Origin of the sequence: Ureibacillus galli (assembly GCF_014836845.1) — a bacterium.
Taxonomy (GTDB): Bacteria; Bacillota; Bacilli; order Bacillales_A; family Planococcaceae; genus Ureibacillus; species Ureibacillus galli.
The window spans coordinates 16341-42431 of the sequence record NZ_JACSQA010000024.1 but is presented as its reverse complement, the minus strand read 5'-3'; the positions used below and the strand labels follow the sequence as shown (position 1 = coordinate 42431).

Annotated in this window: 26 protein-coding genes and 1 tRNA gene; 25 read left to right on the top strand and 2 right to left on the bottom strand. The window is 38.1% G+C overall.

Annotated elements, in window-relative coordinates; all coding sequences use genetic code 11:
* Positions 1–40 precede the first annotated feature (40 nt).
* The 5 genes from H9636_RS14135 to H9636_RS14115 all read left to right on the top strand — a co-directional run bounded on the left by H9636_RS14135 (position 41) and on the right by H9636_RS14115 (position 3750).
* Complete coding sequence (locus H9636_RS14135) at positions 41–511, top strand: 8-oxo-dGTP diphosphatase (RefSeq protein ID WP_191708216.1); 471 nt, start codon at positions 41–43, stop codon at positions 509–511.
* A 13-nt stretch (positions 512–524) separates the two neighbouring features.
* Positions 525–1409 (top strand): RNase adapter RapZ, encoded by an 885-nt coding sequence (rapZ, locus tag H9636_RS14130; protein WP_191708215.1) that lies wholly within the window; start codon positions 525–527, stop codon positions 1407–1409.
* 4 nt (positions 1410–1413) lie between these two features.
* Complete coding sequence (locus H9636_RS14125) at positions 1414–2376, top strand: gluconeogenesis factor YvcK family protein (protein WP_191708214.1); 963 nt, start codon at positions 1414–1416, stop codon at positions 2374–2376.
* 72 nt (positions 2377–2448) lie between these two features.
* Positions 2449–3393 carry a DNA-binding protein WhiA gene (whiA, locus tag H9636_RS14120; RefSeq protein ID WP_191708213.1) on the top strand — a complete coding sequence of 315 codons (945 nt, stop codon included), beginning with the start codon at positions 2449–2451 and terminating at the stop codon, positions 3391–3393.
* A 99-nt stretch (positions 3394–3492) separates the two neighbouring features.
* Entirely contained in the window at positions 3493–3750 is a 258-nt protein-coding gene (locus H9636_RS14115) for an HPr family phosphocarrier protein (RefSeq protein ID WP_191708212.1), read from the top strand.
* Between the two features lie 129 nt (positions 3751–3879).
* Here the strand turns inward: H9636_RS14115 and clpP are convergent, their stop codons facing one another.
* Positions 3880–4476, bottom strand: a complete 597-nt coding sequence (gene clpP, locus H9636_RS14110; RefSeq protein ID WP_191708211.1) for an ATP-dependent Clp endopeptidase proteolytic subunit ClpP — start codon at positions 4474–4476, stop codon at positions 3880–3882.
* 362 nt (positions 4477–4838) lie between these two features.
* On the opposite strand from clpP, the gene H9636_RS14105 reads away from it, so the two are divergent.
* The 4 genes from H9636_RS14105 (at position 4839) to H9636_RS14090 (ending at position 7685) form a co-directional block, all read left to right on the top strand.
* Positions 4839–4913, top strand: a tRNA-Arg gene (locus H9636_RS14105).
* A 534-nt stretch (positions 4914–5447) separates the two neighbouring features.
* Positions 5448–6239, top strand: coding sequence for a basic amino acid ABC transporter substrate-binding protein (locus H9636_RS14100; protein ID WP_191708210.1), 792 nt, complete (start codon positions 5448–5450; stop codon positions 6237–6239).
* A 19-nt stretch (positions 6240–6258) separates the two neighbouring features.
* On the top strand, positions 6259–6966 hold the full coding sequence (locus H9636_RS14095) for an amino acid ABC transporter permease (protein WP_191708209.1): 708 nt from the start codon (positions 6259–6261) through the stop codon (positions 6964–6966).
* The gene (locus H9636_RS14090) at positions 6963–7685 is read left to right on the top strand and encodes an amino acid ABC transporter ATP-binding protein (RefSeq protein ID WP_191708208.1); all 723 of its coding nucleotides are present in this window, start codon (positions 6963–6965) and stop codon (positions 7683–7685) included. The genes H9636_RS14095 and H9636_RS14090 overlap by 4 nt, the downstream gene beginning before the upstream one ends.
* 48 nt (positions 7686–7733) lie before the next feature.
* Here H9636_RS14090 and H9636_RS14085 read toward each other — a convergent pair whose 3' ends face one another.
* Positions 7734–8354, bottom strand: coding sequence for a spore coat protein (locus tag H9636_RS14085; RefSeq protein ID WP_191708207.1), 621 nt, complete (start codon positions 8352–8354; stop codon positions 7734–7736).
* 125 nt (positions 8355–8479) lie between these two features.
* Here H9636_RS14085 and H9636_RS14080 point away from each other — a divergent pair, with 125 nt between their 5' ends.
* The 16 genes from H9636_RS14080 to H9636_RS14005 all read left to right on the top strand — a co-directional run bounded on the left by H9636_RS14080 (position 8480) and on the right by H9636_RS14005 (position 26060).
* The gene (locus H9636_RS14080; protein WP_191708206.1) at positions 8480–8713 is read left to right on the top strand and encodes a glutaredoxin family protein; all 234 of its coding nucleotides are present in this window, start codon (positions 8480–8482) and stop codon (positions 8711–8713) included.
* Positions 8714–8824: 111 nt separating this feature from the next.
* A complete protein-coding gene (locus tag H9636_RS14075; protein ID WP_318241029.1) occupies positions 8825–9907 on the top strand; it encodes a sugar-binding transcriptional regulator in 1083 nt (360 codons plus the stop codon).
* Positions 9908–10003: 96 nt separating this feature from the next.
* Positions 10004–11002, top strand: a complete 999-nt coding sequence (gene gap, locus H9636_RS14070) for a type I glyceraldehyde-3-phosphate dehydrogenase (RefSeq protein ID WP_191708205.1) — start codon at positions 10004–10006, stop codon at positions 11000–11002.
* 249 nt (positions 11003–11251) lie between these two features.
* A complete protein-coding gene (locus H9636_RS14065; RefSeq protein ID WP_191708204.1) occupies positions 11252–12436 on the top strand; it encodes a phosphoglycerate kinase in 1185 nt (394 codons plus the stop codon).
* Between the two features lie 61 nt (positions 12437–12497).
* A complete protein-coding gene (tpiA, locus tag H9636_RS14060) occupies positions 12498–13259 on the top strand; it encodes a triose-phosphate isomerase (RefSeq protein ID WP_191708203.1) in 762 nt (253 codons plus the stop codon).
* Complete coding sequence (gene gpmI, locus H9636_RS14055; RefSeq protein WP_191708202.1) at positions 13252–14790, top strand: 2,3-bisphosphoglycerate-independent phosphoglycerate mutase; 1539 nt, start codon at positions 13252–13254, stop codon at positions 14788–14790. The genes tpiA and gpmI overlap by 8 nt, the downstream gene beginning before the upstream one ends.
* A 64-nt stretch (positions 14791–14854) precedes the next feature.
* Positions 14855–16147, top strand: coding sequence for a phosphopyruvate hydratase (gene eno, locus H9636_RS14050; protein ID WP_122970810.1), 1293 nt, complete (start codon positions 14855–14857; stop codon positions 16145–16147).
* Positions 16148–16457: 310 nt separating this feature from the next.
* Positions 16458–17099: a TetR/AcrR family transcriptional regulator gene (locus H9636_RS14045; RefSeq protein ID WP_191708201.1), complete on the top strand. Its 642-nt coding sequence runs from the start codon at positions 16458–16460 to the stop codon at positions 17097–17099.
* A 72-nt stretch (positions 17100–17171) separates the two neighbouring features.
* Positions 17172–18314 carry an acyl-CoA dehydrogenase gene (locus H9636_RS14040; protein WP_191708200.1) on the top strand — a complete coding sequence of 381 codons (1143 nt, stop codon included), beginning with the start codon at positions 17172–17174 and terminating at the stop codon, positions 18312–18314.
* A gap of 32 nt (positions 18315–18346) precedes the next feature.
* On the top strand, positions 18347–19981 hold the full coding sequence (locus tag H9636_RS14035) for an AMP-binding protein (RefSeq protein WP_122970807.1): 1635 nt from the start codon (positions 18347–18349) through the stop codon (positions 19979–19981).
* A 15-nt stretch (positions 19982–19996) separates the two neighbouring features.
* Positions 19997–21358 (top strand): acetyl-CoA carboxylase biotin carboxylase subunit, encoded by a 1362-nt coding sequence (locus tag H9636_RS14030; RefSeq protein WP_191708199.1) that lies wholly within the window; start codon positions 19997–19999, stop codon positions 21356–21358.
* 61 nt (positions 21359–21419) lie between these two features.
* Positions 21420–21632, top strand: a complete 213-nt coding sequence (locus H9636_RS14025) for an acetyl-CoA carboxylase biotin carboxyl carrier protein subunit (RefSeq protein WP_191708198.1) — start codon at positions 21420–21422, stop codon at positions 21630–21632.
* 11 nt (positions 21633–21643) lie between these two features.
* Positions 21644–22549: a hydroxymethylglutaryl-CoA lyase gene (locus tag H9636_RS14020; protein ID WP_191708197.1), complete on the top strand. Its 906-nt coding sequence runs from the start codon at positions 21644–21646 to the stop codon at positions 22547–22549.
* A 4-nt stretch (positions 22550–22553) separates the two neighbouring features.
* Positions 22554–23333 (top strand): enoyl-CoA hydratase, encoded by a 780-nt coding sequence (locus tag H9636_RS14015; RefSeq protein ID WP_191708196.1) that lies wholly within the window; start codon positions 22554–22556, stop codon positions 23331–23333.
* A gap of 27 nt (positions 23334–23360) precedes the next feature.
* On the top strand, positions 23361–24899 hold the full coding sequence (locus tag H9636_RS14010) for an acyl-CoA carboxylase subunit beta (protein WP_191708195.1): 1539 nt from the start codon (positions 23361–23363) through the stop codon (positions 24897–24899).
* 219 nt (positions 24900–25118) lie between these two features.
* Positions 25119–26060, top strand: coding sequence for a DMT family transporter (locus H9636_RS14005; protein WP_191708194.1), 942 nt, complete (start codon positions 25119–25121; stop codon positions 26058–26060).
* Positions 26061–26091: the final 31 nt, after the last annotated feature.

Below are 26091 nucleotides of genomic sequence, written 5' to 3'. Positions count from 1 at the left end.
TAGAAACAAAGGGAGTATCAAATGATTTGAGGTGGGTGTAATGCAACGTATAGCAAATTTATTAGCAATTCAAGATGGGGAAGTATTACTTCTCCAAAAACCAAGAAGAGGTTGGTATGTTGCACCAGGCGGAAAGATGGAATTAGGTGAATCCATTTATGAAGCAGCATTAAGAGAGTTTAAAGAAGAAACAAATGTAACTCCGAAAAACTTGCATCTTAAGGGAGTCTATACGATGGTGATTAAAGATGGGGAAACTGTTAAAGACGAATGGATGCTTTATACATTTGTTGCCCATGGTGTGGAAGGACAACCCTTTAAAGAGACAAGGGAAGGGGTTCTAGAGTGGCATCCGATTGATCATCTATCAAATCTTCCAATGGCTGAAGGCGATCGGAAAAATTTATTGTTTGCCGCATTAAATGAAGGGATTCAATATGGTACATTTATATATACAGAGGATTTTGAATTACTAGATGAGCGGTTACAAACGTCGAATGAACTTAAATAGAGGAGATGATCACATGGGTAATAGTCATATCTGTACACATGAGATAGTCATTATTACAGGGATGTCCGGAGCTGGAAAGACCGTTGCAGTCCAAAGCTTTGAAGATTTAGGATACTATTGCATTGATAATCTACCCCCTGCTCTATTAACAACTTTTTTAGCATTAATGAAAGAATCCGAAAGAAACATTACGCGTATAGCAGCCGTAATGGATATGCGTGGAGGAGAATTTTTCGAATCATTAATCGATGCCCTAGATTTGTTGGAAAAGGAAGCATATGTTAAAACACGAGTATTGTTTCTAGATGCTGATAATGATGCCCTCGTTCGACGTTATAAAGAAACAAGAAGATCTCACCCTTTAGCTCCTCAAGGATTACCCCTCGAAGGAATTCAAAAGGAAAGAGCAATGCTTGCTGAACTAAAAGGTCGAGCAAAGTTTGTTTATAATACTTCCCATATGAAACCGAGAGAATTACGAGAACGAATTGGGAATGAGTTTTCCAATGCAACGAGACCAAAATTCTTTATTAATGTGATGTCTTTTGGTTATAAAAATGGCATCCCAATTGATGCAGATTTAGTTTTCGATGTTCGCTTTTTAACGAATCCATATTATGTGGAGGAGTTACGTCCAAAGACAGGTTTACAAGAGGAAGTATCATCTTATGTATTAGCTTTAGAAGAAACACAACTGTTAATCACAAAACTGAAAGATCTATTTGAGTTTATGATTCCGCAATATATCAATGAAGGGAAAGCACAATTAGTGATTGCTTTTGGATGTACAGGTGGTCAACATCGTTCTGTAACGTTAGCTGAATATTTTGGGAAACTATTTAGCGATAGCTACAAAACTGCTATTACCCACCGTGACATCAATCGCAGAAAGGATTGAAGTAATGAAAAAAAAGAGAACGAATATTGTAGTCATTGGAGGGGGAACGGGCCTATCAACGATGTTACGCGGATTGAAAAAGTATCCCTTTGACATTACTGCAATTGTAACGGTTGCAGATGATGGGGGCTCATCAGGTCGCCTTCGTGATGACTACGATATTCCTCCACCTGGTGATATTCGCAACGTGATTGCGGCACTTTCTGATACGGAACCGTTAGTTGAGCAAATGTTCCAGTATCGTTTTTCCCAATCGGTGGAATTAGGTGGACATTCATTAGGAAATTTAATGCTGACGGCATTAACGGATATTACCGGCGACTTTAGTCATGCGATTGCTGAAATGAGTAAAGTTTTGAAAGTTCACGGTAAAGTCATCCCAGCAGCGAACAAAAAAATTACATTGAATGCAGAACTTGTTGATGGATCAATTATTGAAGGGGAGTCTAAAATCCCATCTTCCCATCTGCCTATTAAACGGGTATATTTAGTCCCTGAAGATGTTAAGGCGCTCCCAGAAGCGATTCGGGCGATTGAAAAAGCAGATTTCATACTAGTAGGACCTGGAAGTTTATATACGAGTATTATTCCGAATTTATTAGTAAAAGAAATTGGTGAAACTTTAGTTAAGGCGAAGGGGAAGCGGATTTATATTTGTAACTTAATGACACAAAAAGGTGAAACAATTCATTATCGTGCGACTGACCATGTTCAAGCGATCTATGATCATGTAGGAAAACCTTGTTTAGATGCCATTTTAGTGAATGATATCGAACTACCCTTACCGATCAAAGAAAACTATAAAGAAGAAAATGCAGAGCCTGTTCTGTTTGATATCGAAAAATTAAAGAACATGGGATTAGAAGTCATTAAAAAGGAAATCGCAACAATCCAATCGGGTGTTGTTCGCCATGAGTCCAATAAAATTGCGAAATGGTTAAATGACTATACTTTGAACATCATGTAAGTGAGCAAACGAACTCTAGATTGGAATTTATGATATGATTGTGTTCATACATAGGTAAAAGGGGGGAGAAAGATGTCATTTGCTTCCGAAACAAAAAAGGAATTAACGCAAGTAGAGGCGGATGAGCAATGCTTAAAAGCGGAAGTCTCTGCACTCATTCGAATGAATGGGACATTATCCTTTACAAATAGACAGTTAAGTTTAGACGTGCAAACGGAAAATGCAGCCATTGCTAGAAGGCTCTATACGATTGTAAAAAAGTTATATCCATACAATGTAGAACTTTTAGTACGAAAAAAAATGCGCTTAAAGAAAAATAACGTATACATCTGCCGAGTTCGTGATGGTGCTCGCGAACTATTAACAGATTTAGATATTTTATCCGACGATTTTCAATTAAATCATTCCATTTCGAAATCGTTATTATCGAATAAAAGTCAAAAACGAGCTTATTTGCGTGGAGCGTTTTTAGCAGGTGGCTCTGTGAATAACCCCGAAACTTCTGCTTATCATCTAGAGATTTATTCTTTATATAAAGAGCATGGTGAAGCATTAGCCGATTTGATGAATAAATTTAATTTAAATGCAAAAACGATTGAACGAAAAAAAGGATTTGTTACTTATTTAAAAGAGGCAGAAAAAATTTCTGATTTTTTAGGAATTGTTGGCGCTACACAGGCGATGCTAAAGTTTGAGGATGTTCGGATTTTACGGGATATGCGAAACAGTGTAAACCGGATCGTCAATTGTGAAACCGCAAATTTAAATAAAACAATCGGTGCTGCGATTCGCCAAGTGGAAAATATCCGGTTTATCGAAAATACAGTCGGACTTGATCAACTTCCTGAAAAGCTGCGAGAAATTGCAAGGCTTCGTGTAGAGTATCAAGATGTAACATTAAAAGAACTAGGGGAAATGGTTTCCACTGGGACTGTCAGTAAATCGGGGGTAAATCACCGGTTACGTAAAATTGATGAAATTGCCGATGCTTTAAGACGTGGCGAAACAATAAAATAGTGATTGTTCAAAAAATTGTAGTAATCTAACATTGTTCTTTTCATACAATTTAGATAAGATAAAATTATATTATGAACGGTGTGAAAGGGAGTATCGTAAATGGTTGAAACCAATGTAGAAGTGAAATTGAAATCTGGTTTACAGGCGAGACAAGCTGCTTTATTTGTACAAGAAGCAAATCGTTTTAAATCAGAAGTGTACTTACAGAAAGATGAGAAAAAAGTAAATGCGAAATCAATTATGGGAATTATGAGTTTAGCGATTGCTAGAGGTACATCTGTGACACTTATTGCAGATGGGAAAGATGAACAAGAGGCTATTGACGGATTAGCATCCTTAATTCAAAGAGAAGAGTAAAAATGAGAAAATTTGTAAACGCTCGCAACTACAAGGGGGTGTCTCATACGTAAATGAGACGTCCCTTTTTTATAAACGATTAAAAAAATGGTGATAAGGAAAATTTCCTTATCACCATTTTGGCTTTTATTATTTTTTTGAATCTTCGATACGAGTAATAATGTTGTCAATTAAACCGTATTCTTTCGCTTGTTCTGCTGTCATGAAATTGTCGCGATCTGTATCTTGAGCAATTTTTTCTAATGGTTGGCCTGAACGATCAGATAAAATTTTGTTTAATTTATCACGTAAGAAAAGAATACGTTTTGCAGCAATTTCAATTTCTGTTGCTTGACCTTGAGCTCCACCAAGTGGTTGGTGAATCATTACTTCTGCATTAGGTAATGCAAAACGTTTACCCGGTTCACCAGCTGTAAGTAGGAATGCACCCATTGACGCTGCCATACCGATACAAATCGTTGAAACTTGCGGTTTAATATATTGCATTGTATCGTAAATCGCCATACCTGCTGTAATGGATCCGCCTGGTGAGTTAATATATAGAGAAATATCTTTATCTGGATCTTCTGCTGCTAAAAATAATAATTGGGCAACAATGGAGTTCGCAACATTATCATCAATAGCGCTACCAAGTAAAATGATGCGGTCTTTTAAAAGTCTTGAATAAATGTCATAAGCACGTTCTCCGCGATTTGTTTGTTCGATAACTGTAGGAATTAAATTCATTGTAAATCCTCCTTAAAAAGATTTAGTCGTTTACTACGTACTGAAGCTTTCACTTCAGCTGTACTCATATCATACACAGAATAGTCAAGGAAGGTCAAATATAAACCACCAATCGTGAATAAAATAAATTTCAACTGAAAATTACTATGATTCTATGTGAAATAAATGGTTTTAAGTAGTTGATGGAAAAGGCAATCCTAACGAAACTATGTAATCGTTTTGTTTACTTATAAAAAAGTTATGGTTAATTCAAATTTATAGTTGAATTGTCTTGTATACATTTGTATAATAGAAAGGTCATAATTCGACATTCCTATTCTCAGCTTGAAGGTTGAGTTGGTCGATTTGAAGTGACATTTAACGTCCTCGTGGTGTAATGGATAACACAGAAGATTCCGGTTCTTCCGCTGGGGGTTCGATTCCCTCCGAGGGCGCCATTTTACTGTTTTAACTATAAAATATAATACGTAATACCTTCCTGAATTTTTCTAGTTTAGCAGCCTATTAAAATTCAGAGGGAATGAAACATAAGGGATAAAATGTAATTACTGTACCAATTCATTTTATCCTTAATTCATTCTCTTTAAACTATCATTACCAATTTTTTCTTATAAAATTTTATGAGCGTGTATAAATGGAATAATTTTAGTTTGAGGTTTGAATCATAAACAAAAATGACCCGTAAGTTCAGTTAGAACGTCGGGTCATTTTTTGTTTGATCTTATTTTTGCCATACAAAAAGTGGTTTCAGTAAGGAAAAGGAAATCCCTCTTAAGTCATATACATTCGACGTTTCCATCGTGATATCTAGTGAAAAATAACTGAAAAATGACGTGTGATTAGAGAATTTTGAAAATTAAATGTTGTATAAAAATTTTGAAATTTATATAATTGGGAATATCAATCTTATTTTATTTTCAATTTTCTGATTATAGAATAATACAAATCAATTATTTTGAGGGAGGAATACGATGTTAAAGAAAAGATTATTTAAGCTATTAATGCCTTTTGCTGCAGCTTCTCTAATTTTAGCTGCATGTGGTGCAGAAGAGGGCGGATCAACCAATTCTACTAATTCTGAAGGGGAAAAAACGAAATTAGTAGTTGGTACAGATGCTGCCTATGCACCTTTTGAATCCTTTGACAATAGTGGGAATATCGTCGGTATTGATATTGATGTTGTGAAAGCGATAGGAGAAGAAGTCGGGATAGAATTAGAAATTAATAACGTCGGTTGGGAACCGTTATTCCAACAAATAACAAACGATGAAATTGATATAGGGATTTCAGCGATTACTATAACGGATGAGCGTAAAGAAACGTACGATTTCACAGAACCATACTATGAAGCTACCCAATTAATCGTCACAAAAGAAGATTCAGATATTAGTAAACTTGCGGATTTAAAAGATAAAAAAATCGGTGTACAAATTAATACGACTGGACATTATGCAGCCCAAGATTTACAAGGGAAAACAAGTACAAATATATTACCTTATGAAACAACGCCAATCGCAATCCAAGAAGTAATCAATGGTACAGTAGATGCGGCCATTGGAGATAATGCTGTCATTCTTGAATATATTAAAAATAATCCAGATTCGAAGTTAAAAGCGATTGAGGATGATAGTTTTGAAAAAGAATATTACGGATTAATGGTTAAAAAAGGAAACAAGGAAGTGCTTGATCAATTAAATGAAGGCCTTCAAAAAATTAAAGACAGTGGTAAATTGGCAGAAATTACGGATCAACAATTGGATTAATTAGTTGGAGGTGTTTCAGATGAACTTCTTAGATATGAGGTGGGATATTGTCTGGGACTACCGTGAGTTTTATATAAATGGTTTATGGGTGACAATCATTTTAACGATTTGCGGTTATTTAGGTGGTATCGTACTAGGGTTATTATTAGGCTTAGGTAAAACGTCTAAAAAAAGATGGATTTATTGGCCATGTAAACTTTATGTGGATCTTTTCCGTGGAACGCCAATGTTAGTTCAAATTTTAATCATTCATTTAGCATTTATACCGGCGGTTTTCGGTCAATCCTTTGGTTTTTTAGTTTCCGGTATTATAGCGCTTATTTTAAATAGTGCTGCCTATAATGCAGAAATTATCCGTGCAGGTATTGAATCAATCGACAAAGGGCAAATGGAAGCAGCCCGTTCCCTTGGATTAACGGAACGCCAAGCGATGCGGAAAATTGTATTACCCCAAGCCTTTCGTCGTATGATTCCACCATTAGGGAATGAATTTATTGCGTTGTTAAAAGACTCGTCCCTTGTAACGGTTATTGCAGCGAATGATATTTTATACGCAGCAAAAGTGGTAGCGGGTGCTTATCAACGTTTCTGGGAGCCATATTTAGTCGCTGCGATCATGTATTTAGTTTTAACTTATGTAGTAACGAAACTAATTGCATATGTTGAAAAACGCTTTAGTATTCATTACAATCCGCGGAAAAAACGAGAGGAGCGGGTTGCAACATGATAAAAGTAGACAATTTACACAAAACATACGGAAAACTTGAAGTATTAAAGGGAATTAACTATGAAGTTCATGAAAAGGAAGTAGTTTGTGTCATTGGACCATCGGGTTCTGGTAAAAGTACTTTTTTACGATGTATCAATTTATTAGAGGAAATTACCGATGGAGCCATTTATATTAACGGGGTAATGGTAAATGATCCGAAAACGAATATAAACGAAATTCGAACAGAAGTCGGAATGGTTTTTCAACAGTTTAATTTATTTCCCCATATGACTGTCATTGAAAATATTACGATGGCGCCGATGCTCATACGGAAGATGGGGAAAAAAGACGGGGAAAACCTTGCCTTGGAGTTATTAGACAAAGTAGGGTTAAAGGAAAAGGCGTACAATTATCCTGAACAACTTTCCGGTGGGCAACAGCAACGGGTCGCCATTGCACGAGCTCTCGCGATGAAACCAAAAGTCATGTTGTTTGATGAACCAACATCTGCTCTTGACCCTGAAATGGTAAAGGAAGTATTAGATGTGATGAAACAACTAGCTGTTGAAGGTATGACGATGGTTGTCGTAACCCATGAAATGGGCTTTGCCCGTGAAGTGGCAGATCGGGTCGTATTTATGGATGGTGGATATATTGTGGAACAAGGTAATCCAGAACAATTATTTCATCATCCTCAAAATGAAAGAACAAAAGCATTTTTAGGTAAAGTATTATAAATAAAAACAAATCCATTTGATGATGTCATCAAATGGATTTGTTTATTTTTAGTTCGGCATATCTTTTGCTTTATCTGCTTGCCCGTACATGTTTAACATAACTTGCATATCTTGAGATGAAAGCTGTGGAACTTGGTAGTAACCATTTTTGTTTTGGTATAGAGATAATTCGTATGCCATTTCGATACAGTTTTGGATAGAATCTTGTAATACGCGACGTACTACCGGGTTTGTTGATTCAAGGGCTGCAGTAGTTTTACCAGTTGCCCCCATTTTGTGACAGCTTAACAGGAAGCCTGAAATAATCCCGTCATTGATTTCGTTTGCCGAAGTCATCGGTTTTTTCGGTTGGCTTGGTGTTAAACCGTATTTTGTATCGTTACCCATTTGCATTTTGTAAGAACGAGTTGGGTGGCTTGGATCTTGACCAGTTTTGAAACATTCCGCCGTAATATTATACTCGTCTAACATGAAGGCATATTGTCTATCCAAAATATTTAGAAGTTCTTGGTCTTGTACGTGAGGACGGAAGAAGATAAAAGTGTTCATTGCACCAATGGAAGCACTAAGAACTTCATGAACGTCTAATACTTCATGGGCACCATGATTCATCGAAAGTGGCATATTTCCTTGCATTGCTTGAGATTCATTCATGAATTGATTTTCCATAAATTTTTTCCTCCCAGAATTTAGTGTACAAATCGTACGACATTAGTTTGTGTAAGTTACAATTTGATTATTCAACGGTTTTTTGTAATGCTATAGTCAGTTGAAATTTTGTGGAGGAAAAGAAGATGAAAATCAATTATTATAGCCGACCAAATTGTTTATTATGTGAAGAAGGTCTCATTACGTTAAAGCTAGTTCAAGAAGATATAGACTTTGATTTTGAAGTCATTAATATAGAAGAAAATGAACAACTGCATGAAAAATATATGTTAATGATTCCGGTCGTGGAAAAGGATAACGAAATTATTCAATATGGAAATCTTGACTATGTTACCCTTTATGAAGCACTTCATGGTTAAAATGAAGTGCTTTACAAAAAAATGGATTAAATCATTTGTAGATTTTCAAAGTAAATTGTATACTCTTTATGTAGAATATTTTTTTATTCTAAGTGGGACAAAAAATATTCAGTGGGACAAAAACTACCCAACTGGAGGTGTGTTTTCATAAAACATAATCCGTATAAGTTAGTTCAGCAACTTGTGCCTGAACTTTCAACAATCTTTCCATTAAGGTATCGCATACTTCAAGTAATTGCCGTATCGGGACCAGTCGGAAGGAGAACGATATTAGATACATTAAATGTTTCAGAACGAACGGTTCGCAATGAAACAACATTGTTGATGAATCAAAATTTAATTGAAACGTCTCCAAAAGGAATGATTTGTACCGAAAAGGGATTCGTAGCTTTAGAAAATTTGAAAGAAGTTTTCCAAGACCTTTCTGGTTTAAGCTCAAAAGAGAAAAAACTTGCCCAACTATTAGGGATCGAAAAAGTAATCATTGTTCCTGGTGATGTGGATGTTGACGAGAGTATTAAGCAACATTTAGGAAATGAAGCAGCTCTCTTTTTAATGAACATTGCTAAAAAAGAAAATGCGGTTGCCATAACGGGTGGTAGCACAATCGCATCACTAACGAAGTTTTTGTCACCGACGAAAACGCTCAACACGTTAACCTTTGTCGCTGCACGAGGTAGTTTTGGAAATGAAATGAACTTACAAGCGAATACGTTAGTTTCCCAATTTGCTTCTCAATGTGGTGCTGACTTCCGTACGCTGTATTTACCAGAAAATTTAAGCGCAGCGGCCTATGCGACAATGAGCGAAGAACCCGTTGTGAAAGAAGTACTGGATATGTATGAACAGATTGATATCGTCATCCATGGAATTGGTACAGCAAAAGATATGGCAAATCGCCGTCATTCTAGCGAAGAAATACTTCATCTATTGCATGAAAAAAATGCGATTGGCGAAGCCTTTGGTTATTATTTTGATGAATTTGGCGAAGTAATATACCGTATAAACACAATTGGCATTCAACTGAATCAAGTGAAAAATAGTCCACATATAATCGCGGTGGCAGGTGGCTCGATGAAAGCGAAAGCAATTCAAGCCTACTTTAAAATGGCAGCGAAGCAAACGACGTTAATTACGGATGAAGGTGCTGCAAATGAAATTCTACAAAGTTCAACGAATGAACTTTCTTTATAACAATGTAAATAACGGATAAATAAGTTTTATTTAGGCTAAACTTTTAAAGGCCTTAAGAAATTTTATAAATATATTTTTTATTTGGAGGAATTTGATATGGCAATTAGAATTGCAATTAACGGGTTTGGACGTATTGGTAGATTAGTTTTTCGTGAGGCGATTCAATCAAATGAATTTGAAGTGGTTGCTGTAAATGACTTATCAGATGCTCATCAACTTGCTCATCTTTTAAAATTTGACTCAGTTCACGGTATTTACAATGGAGAAATCCAATCAGAAGAGGATGCTTTCATCGTTGATGGAAAAAGAGTAAAAGTTCTTTCTGAGAAAGATCCTGCAAATTTACCATGGGGTGAGCTAGATATCGATGTAGTGATCGAATCTACAGGAAGATTCCGTTCAATGGAAGAAGTTTCATTGCACGTGCAAGCTGGTGCGAAAAAAGCAATTTTATCAGCTCCTGCAAAAGGCGACATGCCAACTTATGTAATGGGCGTTAACCATACGGAATATGATTCAAGTCAAAATGTCATTTCCAATGCATCTTGTACAACAAACTGTCTATCACCTGTTGCAAAAGTATTGGATGAAAAATTCGGTATTAAACGTGGATTAATGACAACGATTCACTCTTATACAAATGACCAACGTATTTTAGACTTCCCACATAGTGACCCAAGACGTGCCCGTGCAGGTGCTGTATCAATGATTCCAACAACTACTGGTGCTGCCGTTGCGGTGGCGAAAGTTTTACCGCAATTAAAAGGGAAGTTAGATGGTTTCTCAATGCGTGTACCAACACCTAACGTATCTTGCGTAGACCTTGTGGCAGAATTAAATACAACTGTAACACCAGAAGATGTGAACAATGCATTAAAAGAAGCAGCTCGTGGTGAATTAAAAGGAATTCTTGATTATAACGAATTACCTCTAGTTTCAATCGATTACAATGGTAACCGCCATTCTTCAACAGTGGATGGATTATCGACGATGGTATTAGACAATAATATGATTAAAGTACTTGCATGGTACGACAATGAAATTGGATATTCGAATCGACTATTAGATTTATCTAAATACATTACGCAACAATAATTAGTTAATGTGTCATACTTTTTAAAAATATGTGGCATATTTAGCTTGTGATGTATAAAAAGTATAGCCTTTATAATTATTACCATTTATAATAATGGGGGGTAAAAAGCGATGGAGTAAACTACCCATCGCTTTTTTTTCGAATGTTCGAGTAAAGTAAGGGAATTCGTTTATCTTACTTTCAAAAAAATAAGTGATTTAAATACCATAGGGAATCGATTCTCGATTGATTTGAAGGAGGCTTCTTCCATGTTTTTAAAGAAGACAATGAATGATGTAGAAGTAAAGGGAAAACGAGTATTTGTACGAGTGGATTTCAACGTTCCAATGGAAAATGGTGAAATTACAGATGATACACGTATACGCGCGGCAATCCCAACGATCCAACAATTAGTAAATTCAGGAGCAAAAGTTATTTTAGCTTCCCATTTAGGCAGACCAAAAGGTGAAGTGAAAGAAGAGTTACGCCTAACAGCAGTTGGACACCATTTATCGAAACTTATTGGACAACCGGTTATTAAATTAGACGAGTCCATTGGGGAAGAAGTGGAAACAACGGTTGGAAACATAAAAGAAGGCGATATTGTCTTATTAGAAAACGTTCGCTTCCATAAAGGCGAAGAAAAAAATGATGAAGAATTATCAAAATCCTTCGCAAAATTAGCGGATATTTATGTAAATGATGCCTTTGGAGCGGCTCACCGTGCCCATGCATCAACAGAAGGAATTGCAAAATATATTCCTGCTGTATCCGGCTTATTAATGGAAAAAGAATTGAATGTATTAGGGAAAGCTTTATCGAATCCTGAAAGACCGTTCACTGCGATTATTGGTGGTGCAAAGGTGAAAGATAAAATTGGTGTCATTGAAAACCTATTAGATAAAGTAGACCATTTAATTATCGGTGGAGGTCTTTCCTTCACATTTACAAAAGCTCAAGGGTATTCCATTGGTAAATCCTTATTGGAAGAAGATAAAATTGAGTTAGCACAAGGATTCATTGAAAAGGCAAAGGAAAAAGGTGTCCAACTTCATATGCCGATTGATACTGTTGTAGCCAATGAATTTTCAAAAGATGCTGAAACGAAAGTTGTTTCAATCGAGGACATTCCAGAAGACTGGATGGGTCTTGATATTGGTCCAAAAACGGCAGAACGATATGCCGAAATTATTAAACAATCTAAGCTAATCATTTGGAATGGTCCGATGGGTGTGTTTGAAATGGACAAATTCGCAAATGGTACAAAAACGGTCGCACAAGCAATGGCAGAAACAGAAGGCTATACAATTATTGGTGGTGGCGACTCTGCAGCGGCAGTTGAAAAATTCGAAGTGGCTGATCAAATGAATCATATTTCAACTGGTGGCGGCGCTTCACTTGAGTTAATGGAAGGGAAACAACTTCCAGGAATCATAGCATTAAACGATAAATAAGAAAAGCTCGAGGCGGTACACGAGATTAGCCGCCAGAGCGTAAAATTAAGGAGGCATTTTCATGCGCAAACCGATCATCGCAGGGAACTGGAAAATGTATAAAAGTTTTGATGAGGCAGTGGAATTTGCAGAGGTAGTACGTGAACAAGTTCCTTCTGAAGACAAAGTGGATGCAGTTATTTGTGCCCCAGCTCTTTATTTACCAACGTTAGTTGATGTAGTAACAGAAACGGATTTAGCGATTGGTGCCCAAAATATGCATTTTGAAAATGAAGGTGCTTTTACTGGTGAAATTAGTCCTTCCCAACTAGCATCCATTAATGTAGACTACGTGATTTTAGGGCATTCTGAACGTCGCGAGTATTTCAACGAAACGGATGAAGCGGTTAATAAAAAAGTTCGTGCAGCATTAGTAAACGGGATTGTGCCGATTATTTGTTGCGGGGAAACGTTGGAAGAACGAGAGTCTGGTCAAACAGAAGCGAAAGTTTCCACACAAGTAACCGCTGCCCTTGAAGGCTTTACTCCTGAAGAAGTAAAACATATGGTCATCGCCTATGAACCAATTTGGGCTATCGGAACAGGTAAAACGGCAACATCAGACGATGCAAATCATGTTTGTGGTAAAATTCGGGAAGTCGTTGAAGGATTATACGGCCAAGAAGCTGCGGAAAGCATTCGCATTCAATATGGTGGCAGTGTAAAACCGGAAAACATTGAAGAATTACTATCTAAAGAACATATTGATGGTGCTCTAGTTGGTGGAGCAAGTTTAAAAGTAGATTCTTATTTAAAATTATTGGAGGCGGCAGTAAATGCCTAAACAACCAGTTGCATTAATTATTTTAGACGGTTTCGCATTTCGCGAGGAAACCTTCGGAAATGCGGTCGCTCAAAGTAAAAAACCGAATTTTGATCGATACTGGTCCCAATTTCCCCACTCTACATTAACAGCTAGTGGGGAAGCTGTCGGTTTACCAGACGGTCAAATGGGAAATTCTGAAGTGGGTCACTTAAACATCGGTGCGGGTCGAGTAGTATATCAAAGTTTAACGAGAATTCATAAATCAATCCGTGATGGTGACTTTTATAAAAACGAAAAATTTTTAGCTGCTGTCGAACATGCAAAAGCGAATAATTCGAAACTACATTTAATGGGACTTCTTTCAGATGGTGGCGTTCATAGTCACTATGAACATTTATTTGCTTTATTAAAATTGGCTAAGGCAAATGGTTTAGATGAAGTTTACGTTCATGGTTTCTTAGATGGTCGCGATGTAGGACCAACAACAGCGATAGGTTATATCGAAGAAACAGAAAAACAAATGAATGAAATCGGTGTCGGTAAATTTGCCTCCATTCATGGACGATATTATGCAATGGATAGAGACAAACGTTGGGAACGAGTTCAATTAACGTATAACGCATTAGTAGATGGCATCGGTCAAACTGCTGTATCGGCTAAAATCGGCGTTGAATCTTCTTATTCCCGTGATGTCGTAGACGAGTTTGTCATTCCTTTCGTTATTACTCAGGAAGGGAAACCTGTTGCGACAGTTGATACAAATGATGCGGTCGTATTTTTCAATTTTAGACCGGACCGGGCGATTCAATTATCAACCGTCTTTACGAACGATCAATTTATCGGATTTAAGTTATCTGAGAAGCATCCGACAAATTTAAAATTCGTTACTTTTACCCACTATAGTCACGATGTAAAAGCGGATGTAGCGTTTGAAAATGTTGATTTAGTCAATACTGTCGGTGAAGTCATTGCAAGAGAAGGTTTAACACAACTTCGTATTGCAGAAACTGAAAAATATCCCCATGTTACATTCTTTATGAGTGGGGGAAGGGAACAAAAATTCCCTGGAGAGGAAAGAATTTTAATCGCCTCCCCTAAGGTTGCTACATATGATTTAAAACCAGAAATGAGTGCATATGAAGTAACAGATGCATTATTAGAGTCCATTCGTGAAGATAAATTTGATGCCATTATTTTAAACTTTGCGAACCCTGATATGGTCGGTCATAGTGGTATGCTTGAACCGACAATTAAAGCAATTGAAGCAGTTGATGAATGTTTAGGAAAAGTAGTTGACGCAATACTAGCTAAAGGTGGTGCGGCAATTATTACAGCTGACCACGGGAATTCCGATGAAGTTGTAACGATAGAGGGAGAACCGATGACAGCCCATACAACAAATCCTGTACCGGTTATTGTCACAAAACAAAACATTGTTATTAGAGATGGAGGCATTTTAGCAGACCTTGCTCCAACTATGTTAAAATTGTTAGGTGTCAAACAGCCACAAGAAATGACAGGTAAACCACTATTTGACTTTGTTCAGTAAGCAGTCACACTATCCGGCAAAGTTTTTTGCCGAGATCAAATTGATTAAGTGAGGAGAATTGATTATGCCATTTATTACACAAGTTTATGCTCGAGAAGTTTTAGATTCCCGTGGTAACCCAACAATTGAGGTAGAAGTATTTACTGAATCTGGTGCATTTGGTCGTGCAATCGTACCATCTGGTGCTTCTACAGGAGAATATGAAGCAGTTGAATTACGCGATGGAGACAAATCTCGTTATCTTGGTAAAGGTGTATTAAAAGCAGTAGAAAACGTTAATACAATTATCGCGGAAGAGTTAGAAGGTAATTACTCTGTTCTTGATCAAGTTGTGATCGACAAAGCTTTAATCGAACTTGACGGTACTGAAAATAAAGGGAAATTAGGTGCGAATGCAATCCTAGGTGTTTCTTTAGCTGTTGCTCATGCTGCTGCAGACTACTTAGACGTTCCTTTATATCAATACCTTGGCGGCGTAAATGCAAAACAACTGCCAGTACCGATGATGAACATTTTAAATGGTGGTGCCCATGCTGATAACAATGTGGACATTCAAGAATTCATGGTGATGCCTGTAGGTGCAGAAAGTTTCCGTCATGCCCTTCGCATCGGTGCTGAAATCTTCCATAGCTTAAAAGCAGTATTAAAAGACAAAGGTTACAATACTGCTGTTGGTGACGAAGGTGGATTTGCGCCAAACTTAGGCTCGAACGAAGAAGCAATTACAGTTATTTTAGAAGCAATTGAAAAAGCTGGTTACAAACCAGGTGAAGAAGTACGTTTAGCAATGGACGTAGCCTCTTCTGAACTTTTCAATAAAGAAGATGGGAAATACCATTTAGCTGGTGAAGGTGTTGTGAAAACATCTGAAGAAATGGTGGAATGGTATGAAGAGTTAACTTCTAAATACCCAATCATTTCAATTGAAGATGGTTTAGATGAAAATGACTGGAAAGGTCATAAATTATTAACAGAACGTATCGGGAACCGTGTTCAACTAGTTGGGGACGATTTATTTGTTACTAATACAAAAAAATTAGCTCAAGGTATTGAACAAGGCGTAGGAAATTCTATCCTTATTAAAGTAAACCAAATCGGTACGTTAACGGAAACATTTGATGCGATTGAAATGGCAAAACGTGCTGGTTATACAGCAGTAATTTCTCACCGTTCTGGTGAATCAGAAGATGCAACAATTGCAGATATCGCAGTTGCAACAAATGCAGGTCAAATTAAAACGGGTGCACCATCTCGTACAGACCGCGTAGCAAAATACAACCAACTTCTTCGTATTGAAGATCAACTTGGTGTAACAGCTCAATTCCTAGGTTTAAAATCTTTCTACAACTTAAAATAATGAAACATGCTGGTGTCTTTTAAAGACGCCAGCATTTTTTTTGATCGTTCAAAGAATTTTATAGTTTTTATTCCTACTATTTTATCTATCACTTCATTGTTTAAACTTTCAAAAATCCGCTTAAACCTTCGTCATTCAACGTTTTTCGCCAACTGTTTTCTATTATCTTTCTTCCGTTTTAAAAATTAAAAAATATTTTTTATTTTTTTGTCATATTTTCATATTGTAGAGAATATATACGTATTAGAGAAAAATAATGCAATTGTGAGGGGATTGTGAAGTGATAAAAATTTTGGAAGGATAGATTTTAATGCATAAGAAACCGTTAAGGCAACGAATTTTAGAAAGTTCTTTAGAGTTATTTCAAGAAAAGGGGTACCATGGCGTCACTGTGGATCAAATAGTAGAACAAGCAGGTACTTCAAAGGGAGGGTTTTACCACAATTTTAAATCAAAAGATGAATTACTTTACGAAATTCATGATGTTTTTATTTCCTATGTCATTGAGAAGGCACAGGAATCATATAATCTAAATGCCACGCCGATCACCCGGTTAAGTGGTATATTGCAATCTTTCGTAAAAGTATTTGATTTGTATAAACCGTATATAACGGTTTTTTATGAAGAAAGTACTTATTTACAAGATGCATATAAAACGGTCATTAATGACAAACGAGACCGTTATCGGAAATTAATTGAAAGCGTTATCAAAGAGGGGCAAGAAAGCGGTGATTTTCGAAAGGAATTACCGACGAACATCGCAACATTGTCCATTATTGGGATGATTAATTGGACGTATAAATGGTATAAATCCGATGGCCCGTTAACGATGGAACAAATTACAGACGTCTTTAAAGATTTAATTTTCCATTCTTTAGCAACGGAACAAGGATTTAAGGAAGCAAAAAAGTTATACGAAGAAAAAATGGCAACAGGGGTATCGAATAAATAATTAAAACCAACTAGTCGGTCTATTTTTTTTAAGTGTTGAAACCGACTAGTCGGTATAAGGGGGAGAAAAAAGATGAATTTTGAATTAACAAAAGAACAATTAATGATAAGAGATATGGTACGGGAATTTGCAGAAAAGGAAATTGCTCCGTACGCACGAAATTTAGATGAAACGTCTTCTTTCCGTGTAGAAAGCTTCAAAAAAATGGGGGAGCTTGGATTATTAGGTATTCCGTTTCCTGAGGAATATGGCGGTTCTGGTGGAGATACAATTTCCTATGCGATTGCGGTTGAAGAAATCGGAAAAGCGTGTGGTGGGACAGGATTAAGTTATGCTGCGGCTATTAGTTTAGGAGCCTCGCCAATTTATTACTTCGGTACAGAGGAACAAAAACAAGAATGGTTAGTACCGATGGCGCAAGGGAAAGCATTAGGTTCCTTTGGTTTAACGGAGCCAAATGCTGGATCGGACGCAGGGGGAACTAGAACAAAGGCGGTATTGGAAGGCGACGAATATGTCATTAACGGCGAAAAATGTTGGATTACGAATGCTGGATACGCTCGACAAGTAATCGTCACAGCGGTTACGGGAGAAAGAGAAGACGGCAAAAAAATTATTACATCGATTATTGTTCCGACAGAAACGCCAGGTGTCAAAATTAATTGTAATTACGACAAAATGGGGGTTCGTGCTTCCAACACATGTGAAATTGTACTCGAAAATGTACGGGTACCGAAGGAAAATGTGTTAGGTGACGAAAAACGAGGGTTTAGTCAATTTTTAAGTACGTTAGACGGTGGTCGTATTTCCATTGCGGCATTATCCGTTGGGATTGCTCAAGCTGCCTACGAAAAGGCATTGCAATACGCAAAGGAAAGAGAGCAATTTGGAACGTCCATTTCAAAATTCCAAGCGATTCAATTTAAATTAGCAGATATGGCGATGGAAATTGAACTCGCGCGAAATTTAGTTTATAAAGCAGCATGGTTAAAAGACAATAAAAAACCATTTGGAAAAGAAGCGGCAATGGCGAAATTATTTGCCTCTGAAATGGGCTTTAGAGTTTGTAACCAAGCGATTCAAATCCATGGCGGATATGGCTATATGAAAGAATACGATGTGGAACGTCATTTACGGGATATTAAACTAATGGAAATCGGGGAAGGAACGTCCGAAATTCAACGTCTTGTCATTTCAAGATTAATAGGTTGCTAGCATATGAAATAGGAACGGTGAGGAGGAGTTTAATGGCAGATTTAGTTTATCAAACGATTGGTCAGTTATTAGAAGAAAAAGCACGGCTCTATCCGAATGATGAAGCACTTGTTTATGCTGACCGGGATTTACGATTGACGTATAAAGAGTTGGACGCCCTTTGTGATCAAGTGGCAAAAGGCTTGATGGCATTAGGCATTGAAAAAGGGGAACATATCGCCGTTTGGACAACAAATACACCGGAATGGGTAAGCCTTCAGTTTGGTACTGGAAAAATGGGGGCACCCCTCGTGACGGTGAATACGAATTATCGTTCGACGGAACTGGAGTATTTGCTAAAACAATCGGATTCGACAACCCTCATTTTAATCGAACAGCTAAAAGATCATCGTTTCATTGATACGATTTATGAACTATGTCCGGAACTAGCCCATTGTAAACCAGGGGAGCTGGAATCAAAACGGTTACCGAAATTAAAAAATGTCATTGTATTAGGGGATCATTCCTACGATGGTGTTTACAATTGGTCAGACATTTTAAATGCCGCATCGCTTATTTCGGATGAGCAGCTAGCAGAGCGAAAAGCGAGCCTCCATTATGAGGATGTCATTAATATTCAGTACACTTCCGGAACAACAGGTTTTCCGAAGGGGGTTATGTTAACCCACTCGAATTTAATTAATAATGCAGTGAACATTGCCGAATGTATGAAATTAACGAATGAAGACCGTCTATGTATTCCGGTACCTTTCTTCCATTGTTTCGGTTGTGTTATTGGAACATTAGCCATTGTTAGTTGTGGTGGAACAATGGTGCCTGTTCAAGAGTACAATCCGGAAGTCGTTTTACAAACGGTGGAAAAGGAAAAATGTACTGCACTGCATGGTGTACCAACGATGTTCATTAGTGAATTGAATTTACCGAATTTTTCGGATTATGACCTGTCATCGTTACGTACAGGGGTAATGGCAGGCTCCAATTGCCCAGTCGAAGTGATGAAAGCGGTTATTCAAAAAATGGGCATGAAGGATGTCACAATCTGCTACGGTCAAACGGAATCTTCACCTGTGATTACCCAAACAAGGGCAGATGATCCATTTGACTTAAAAGTGGAAACGGTCGGTCGAGCATTGCCAAATGTTGAAGTGAAAATTGTAGATCCGATTACGAATGAAGAAGTGCCTCCGAATACACAAGGCGAGCTTTGTACTCGCGGCTACCATGTAATGAAAGGATACTATAACAATCCGGATGCAACGGAGGAAGCAATCGATGCCGATAATTGGTTGCATACAGGGGATATTGCCACAATGGATGAAAATGGTTACGTCCGTATTACCGGTCGTCTAAAGGACATGATTATTCGTGGTGGAGAAAATATTTATCCGCGTGAAATTGAAGAGTTTCTTTATACATTGCCAAAAATTTTAGACGTGCAAGTGGTCGGGGTTCCAGATGAAAAATATGGTGAAGAAGCAGCTGCCTTCATTATTTTACGTCCAGGTGAAACAGCGACGGAAGAAGAGATTCGGGATTATTGTCATAATAAAATTTCCAAACATAAAATTCCGAAATACATTCTCTTTATCGATAGCTATCCAATGACAGCTTCCGGAAAAATACAAAAATATAAGCTAAGAGAGCAGTTTACTGAACTTGTTAAATAATGAGAGGTGAAGCGAATGATTTCGAAAATTTTAATTGCCAATCGTGGTGAAATTGCACGAAGAATTATTCGAACGTGTCAAAAGATGAACATTCAAACAGTTGCCGTTTATTCAGAAGCAGATGCCAACGCCCTTCATGTGAAAGAAGCAGATGAAGCTTTTGAAATTGGGAAACCGCCTGTTGCTTTAAGCTATTTAAATATCGAAAAAATCATAGAAGTGGCAAAGGAAACGAAGGCTGATGCGATTCATCCTGGATATGGCTTGTTATCAGAAAACGCCCAATTTGCAAAACGTTGTGAAGAAGAAGGCATTCGCTTTATTGGTCCGAATGCTGAAGTCATTGCTTCAATTGGCAGTAAATTGGAAGCGCGGAAAACGATGCAAAAGGCAGGGGTTCCAATTATCGAAGGAATCGATGTGCCGTTAGAAAACATCGAAGAAGCGAAGGAGATTGCAAATAAAATTGGATTTCCGATTATGTTGAAGGCTTCTGCTGGTGGTGGCGGCATCGGGATGCAACGAATCGATCGGGAAGAGGAATTGGAAAAAGCCTTTGAAGGAAATAAAAAAAGGGCGGAATCATTTTTCGGAGACGGCACGATGTATATCGAAAAACTGATTGAAAATCCTCACCATGTGGAAGTTCAAATTATCGCCGATAGCCATGGCAATGTCGTGCCCCTTTTTGAGCGGGAATGTTCTGTACAACGACGCAATCAGAAGGTTGTTGAAGAGGCGCCATCACCATTTATCTCTACTTCGACTAGAGAGAAAATGCTGGATGCGGCGGTACAGGCGGCAAAACATATTGGCTATACGAATGCGGGAACGATTGAGTTTTTAGTCGATGGGGACGAAAACTTCTATTTCTTAGAAATGAATACGAGATTACAAGTAGAACACCCCGTAACGGAAGAAATTACAAAACTAGATTTAGTCGAATGGCAAATTCATGTTGCAAATAACAAGCCATTAACCTTTACGCGGGAATCCATTAAGAAACACGGTCATGCCATTGAAGTGCGCATTTATGCGGAAAATCCGAAAACCTTCTTCCCATCGCCGGGAACAATTACGGAATTACAGCTTCCGGAAGGGGAAGGCATTCGTCATGAAATAGCGGTTGAATCAGGCTCAGCCGTCACACCTTTCTATGATCCAATGATTGCAAAGCTAGTTGTCTGGGGCGAGACGAGAGAAATCGCGGTAAGGCGACTAACAGATGCATTGCAACAGTATAAAGTAACGGGGATTGAAACAAATATCCCAATGTTGTTAGAAGTTGTTCAAAAGCAACCATTTATTGATGGAATGACGACGACAAGTTTTGTAAACGATTATTATTTACCGCAAATACAGAACGTAAAGAATTAACGATTACAGGCTTCTAGGAAAACTTAGAAGCCTTAATATGAAAAATTTGGAGGGATTATTTATGACAACAGTAAAAGCAAGTATGGCAGGTACCGTTTGGAAAATCATCGTGACGGAAGGGGAAGAAGTAAAAGCAGGGCAAGATGTGGCCATTTTAGAATCGATGAAAATGGAAATTCCGATTACAGCTGAAGTAGGCGGGAAAGTGAAAAAAATCCTTGCCCAAGAAGGCGATTTTATTAATGTCAATGATGATATTTTAGAACTGGAATAGGGGGGGTACGGATGAACCTTCCTCAAAACGTCGTTCTTAAAGAAGTAGGGCCAAGGGATGGGTTACAAAATGAAAAAGGTTTAATTGAAACGAAGGATAAAATTCAATGGATTGATCAGTTAAGTGAATCGGGATTGAACTATATTGAAGTCTCATCCTTCGTCCATCCGAAATGGATTCCCCAACTAGCAGATGCTGGGGAAGTGTTAAAGTCGATTAAACGTCAAAAGGACGTTACATACGCAGCCCTTATCCCGAATATCCAAGGGCTCATGCGTGCTCTTGAAGTAGGAATCGATGAGGCAAGTGTCTTTATGTCAGCTAGTGAAAGTCATAATCAAAGCAATATTAATAAAACGATCGATGCGACGTTTCCCGTGTTAAAGGAAGTCGTGGAAGAAGCAAAAAAAGCGAATTTAACCGTTCGAGGTTATGTTTCGACGGTTATTGGATGTCCCTTTGAAGGACCAATTGCACCGGAAAAAGTGTTAAGAGTCGTGGATGCCCTTTTAGAAATGGGGGTAACGGAAGTTTCCTTAGGGGATACGATTGGTGTTGCGGTCCCAACACAAGTGGAACAATTATTAACTCTTTTATTCAACCATTTTTCTCCAAGCCTCTTTGCTATGCATTTCCATGATACGCGAGGAACGGCCATTGCCAACATTGTGAAATCCCTTGAAATGGGGATCACGACCTTTGATAGTTCTGTCGGTGGACTTGGTGGATGCCCATATGCAAAGGGAGCAACGGGAAATGTGGCCACAGAAGATGTGCTTTATCTACTTTCGGAAATGGGCATTGAAACACGGGTACAAATGGAATCCATTATAAATGCCGGATTTTTCATCGAACAAAAAATAGGAAGAAATCTAGTATCAAAACAAATGGAGATTGCTAGAAAGGAAAGGGGGTAAGCAGATGACGCTCGTTCAATTCAAAACGATTGAACATGGCATTGGAATTATTACGTTAAATCGAAAAGAAGCGGCCAATGCGATGTCCGTTCAATTACTTACGGAATTACAAAAGACGTTACATGAAATTCATTACAACCCTCAAATTCGCGTCGTGTTATTAACAGGGGATGGAGAGAAAGCATTTTGCGCGGGTGCAGACTTAAAAGAGCGAAAAGGGATGAATGAGCACCAAGTAAAAGAAGTCGTGTCCTTAATTGGCAGTACGGTTAATCAAGTGGAAGCATTACCCCAACCAGTCATTGCAGTGTTAAATGGCGTTGCCTTTGGTGGCGGTTTGGAACTAGCTTTAGCTTGTGATCTGCGCATTTCGGCAAGCCACGTGAAAATGGGCTTAACCGAAACATCCCTCGGCATTATTCCTGGAGCAGGGGGAACACAACGTTTACCCCGTTTAATCGGAATTGGAAAAGCAAAGGAACTCATTTATACAGCTAGAAGAATCGATGCGAAGGAAGCTTACGATATCGGTTTAGTGGAGCATGTGGTAGAGCACGAACAATTAATGGATAAAGCGATACAACTTGCTTTAGAAATGGGGAAAAATGCCCCTCTTTCACTGATTCAAGCAAAAACAGCGATTAATAAAGGGCTGGAAGTCGATTTAATGACCGGATTACAAATTGAATCTTTAGCCTATGATCGATTACTCCATACAGAAGATCGATTAGAAGGATTATTGGCGTTTCAAGAAAAACGTCAACCACAATATTCAGGAAAATAACCGAGCAACAAATAAGGGGGAACGGATATGAGTGATATTATTATCGAAAATAGACATGGCCAATTAAAAGAAACGATTCACCAAGGTGGTCAACAAAAATACCATGAAAAAAATGCAGAACAAGGAAAATTATTTGTTCGAGATCGATTAAGATTATTGTTTGATGATGATTTACAAGTGGAAGACGGCGCCTTTGCGAACTGTATGGCAGGGGATTTACCAGCCGATGGAGTTGTAACAGGTATTGGGAAAATCCACGGACGTACGGTTTGTGTCATGGCCAATGACTCTACGGTAAAAGCGGGTTCTTGGGGAAAACGAACAGTTGAAAAAATTATTCGTATTCAAGAAACGGCTGAAAAGTTAGCATGTCCCCTTATTTATTTAGTCGATTCTGCAGGGGCACGGATTACCGATCAAATTGAAATGTTCCCTGGAAGAAGAGGAGCTGGGCGCATTTTTTATAATCAAGTAAAATTATCTGGGAAAATCCCGCAAATTTGCTTATTATTCGGTCCTTCAGCTGCTGGTGGGGCGTACATCCCAGCCTTTTGTGATATTGTCGTCATGGTCGAAGGAAATGCATCGATGTATTTAGGATCCCCTCGTATGGCGGAGATGGTTATCGGTGAGAAAGTTGACTTAGAAACGATGGGCGGCGCAAAAATGCACTGTTCCATTTCCGGTTGTGGCGATGTGTTAGCGAAAACGGAGCAAGAAGCAATCGACTATGCTCGTAACTATTTAAGCTACTTCCCAAACAATTATCGGGAAAAAACAGCAGTGGCAGAACCGAAGCGTCCGGCTGATTTTGAAAAATCAATCGCAGACATTATCCCGGAAAATCAAAATGTTCCATTTAATATGTACGATGTTATCGATCGCATTATTGACGAAGGTTCATTTTGTGAAGTAAAGAAATTATTCGCGGCGGAAATTATTACGGGTTTAGCTCGAATGGATGGGCAAGTTGTTGGAATTATTGCGAACCAGCCTCGCGTAAAAGGTGGCGTATTATTCCACGATTCAGCCGATAAAGCAGCGAAATTTATTAATTTATGTGATGCCTTCCATATTCCACTCGTCTTTTTAGCAGATGTACCAGGCTTTATGATTGGTACACAAGTTGAAAAAGCGGGCATTATTCGTCACGGGGCAAAAATGATTTTTGCCATGAGTGAGGCGACCGTACCGAAAATGACGGTCATTGTACGAAAAGCATACGGTGCAGGGCTTTATGCAATGGCGGGTCCGGCATTTGAACCAGATTGCTGTATCGCCTTAACGACAGCTCAAATTGCTGTCATGGGACCAGAGGCAGCTGTTAATGCTGTATACGCGAACAAAATTGCCCAATTACCGAAGGAAGAACAAGCGGCCTTTATCCAAGAAAAACGAGATGAATATAAAGAAGAAATTGATGTGTACAGACTTGCTTCCGAATTAATTATTGATGATGTCATCGAACCGAACCAATTACGAGAAGCGTTAACAACAAGATTACAAGCTTATATGTCAAAATATTTACTATTCTCCGAGCGCAAACACGGAGTAAGCCCAGTATAAATGTAAAAGAGCTGTTTCAGAAAGTCGTCATACTTTCTGCTAACAGCCTTTTTTTATTCGCAATCTTTCTGACTTTTCTACAAATTCCGGTTCGAATAACGCTATGATTATATTATAATCTTGTTAGGGGAGAGAAAGGTGCTTCAAAGTCCCTAATATGGTGGAACCGGAACCACAAATGGTCAAAGAGGGAAACCTCTATTCAAAAGGGGGAGTACTGTGCTTAAAGTTTATTCAATTATGGTGTTAACGATGTTTCTTTGGGGGATTAATGTATCCCTTTTAAAATTGCTCCTTGTAGAAATCCCTCCGTTGGTTATGCAAGGAACACGTATCTTCATTGCTGGAATAACGTTGTTTCTTATTTTACTCGTAATGAAAAAGAAAATGATTTATAAAGAAATGCCGTGGAAGTTCCTTTTATTAGCGAGTTTACTAGGGGTCATTGCTCACCATTCATTACTAGCGACTGGATTATTCGAAACGACTGCCATCAAATCCTCGCTTATATTAGGTTTAGCACCGTTAATTACCGCGATTATCGCTGTAGCTACCCGTTCAACTTCACTAACCGTGTTGCGTTTCATTGGATTTATTATAGGGTTTATCGGCATTATGGTCGCAGTAGTCGATGACATGTCAGCTGTTACGAATCTGGTTGCAGGTGATTTTTATGTATTAGCTTCGATTATTGTTCAAGCTTTTAGTTTTTTCATCATTCGTCGGATTACGTTAACGATACCACCGCTCGTTGTAACGGCTTATATGTTAACGTTTGGCTCCCTTTTACTCATTTTGTTTAGTGTGTTGACGACACCGAAAGGATTTATTCGTTTTGCCGAGATCGATATGACATTATGGGGGATCTTTTTATTTTCTGCTATTTTTGCGACAGCAGTAGGGCATAGTTTATTTAATTCGATGATTAAACGAATCGGTACTGCCGAAACGGCCATTTTTAATAATTTAAGTACGATTTTCGCTTTAATCGCATCTGTCCTTATTTTAGGGGAAGAAATTCACGTTTCTCAAATTATCGGATGTTTCCTTATTGTGATCGGTGTTTTAATTGGCACTGGTGGGGTAGAAGAATGGTTGAAAAAAAGAAAACAACAGAACGTCGCCGAAACTTTTAGTGAAAAGGCCACATCATCGTCATAACAAAAAGGGTGGAGATGATTTCCACCCTTTC

Coding starts and splice junctions, on each gene's coding strand:
- eno (WP_122970810.1), top strand. CDS start 14,855: ATGCCATTTATTACACAAGTTTATGCTCGAGAAGTTTTAGATTCCCGT.
- gap (WP_191708205.1), top strand. CDS start 10,004: ATGGCAATTAGAATTGCAATTAACGGGTTTGGACGTATTGGTAGATTA.
- H9636_RS14080 (WP_191708206.1), top strand. CDS start 8,480: ATGAAAATCAATTATTATAGCCGACCAAATTGTTTATTATGTGAAGAA.
- H9636_RS14025 (WP_191708198.1), top strand. CDS start 21,420: ATGACAACAGTAAAAGCAAGTATGGCAGGTACCGTTTGGAAAATCATC.
- H9636_RS14030 (WP_191708199.1), top strand. CDS start 19,997: ATGATTTCGAAAATTTTAATTGCCAATCGTGGTGAAATTGCACGAAGA.
- H9636_RS14015 (WP_191708196.1), top strand. CDS start 22,554: ATGACGCTCGTTCAATTCAAAACGATTGAACATGGCATTGGAATTATT.
- rapZ (WP_191708215.1), top strand. CDS start 525: ATGGGTAATAGTCATATCTGTACACATGAGATAGTCATTATTACAGGG.
- H9636_RS14020 (WP_191708197.1), top strand. CDS start 21,644: ATGAACCTTCCTCAAAACGTCGTTCTTAAAGAAGTAGGGCCAAGGGAT.
- H9636_RS14085 (WP_191708207.1), bottom strand. CDS start 8,354: ATGGAAAATCAATTCATGAATGAATCTCAAGCAATGCAAGGAAATATG.
- H9636_RS14065 (WP_191708204.1), top strand. CDS start 11,252: ATGTTTTTAAAGAAGACAATGAATGATGTAGAAGTAAAGGGAAAACGA.
- tpiA (WP_191708203.1), top strand. CDS start 12,498: ATGCGCAAACCGATCATCGCAGGGAACTGGAAAATGTATAAAAGTTTT.
- H9636_RS14125 (WP_191708214.1), top strand. CDS start 1,414: ATGAAAAAAAAGAGAACGAATATTGTAGTCATTGGAGGGGGAACGGGC.
- gpmI (WP_191708202.1), top strand. CDS start 13,252: ATGCCTAAACAACCAGTTGCATTAATTATTTTAGACGGTTTCGCATTT.
- H9636_RS14040 (WP_191708200.1), top strand. CDS start 17,172: ATGAATTTTGAATTAACAAAAGAACAATTAATGATAAGAGATATGGTA.
- H9636_RS14010 (WP_191708195.1), top strand. CDS start 23,361: ATGAGTGATATTATTATCGAAAATAGACATGGCCAATTAAAAGAAACG.
- H9636_RS14095 (WP_191708209.1), top strand. CDS start 6,259: ATGAACTTCTTAGATATGAGGTGGGATATTGTCTGGGACTACCGTGAG.
- H9636_RS14045 (WP_191708201.1), top strand. CDS start 16,458: ATGCATAAGAAACCGTTAAGGCAACGAATTTTAGAAAGTTCTTTAGAG.
- H9636_RS14100 (WP_191708210.1), top strand. CDS start 5,448: ATGTTAAAGAAAAGATTATTTAAGCTATTAATGCCTTTTGCTGCAGCT.
- H9636_RS14135 (WP_191708216.1), top strand. CDS start 41: ATGCAACGTATAGCAAATTTATTAGCAATTCAAGATGGGGAAGTATTA.
- H9636_RS14090 (WP_191708208.1), top strand. CDS start 6,963: ATGATAAAAGTAGACAATTTACACAAAACATACGGAAAACTTGAAGTA.
- H9636_RS14115 (WP_191708212.1), top strand. CDS start 3,493: ATGGTTGAAACCAATGTAGAAGTGAAATTGAAATCTGGTTTACAGGCG.
- whiA (WP_191708213.1), top strand. CDS start 2,449: ATGTCATTTGCTTCCGAAACAAAAAAGGAATTAACGCAAGTAGAGGCG.
- H9636_RS14035 (WP_122970807.1), top strand. CDS start 18,347: ATGGCAGATTTAGTTTATCAAACGATTGGTCAGTTATTAGAAGAAAAA.
- clpP (WP_191708211.1), bottom strand. CDS start 4,476: ATGAATTTAATTCCTACAGTTATCGAACAAACAAATCGCGGAGAACGT.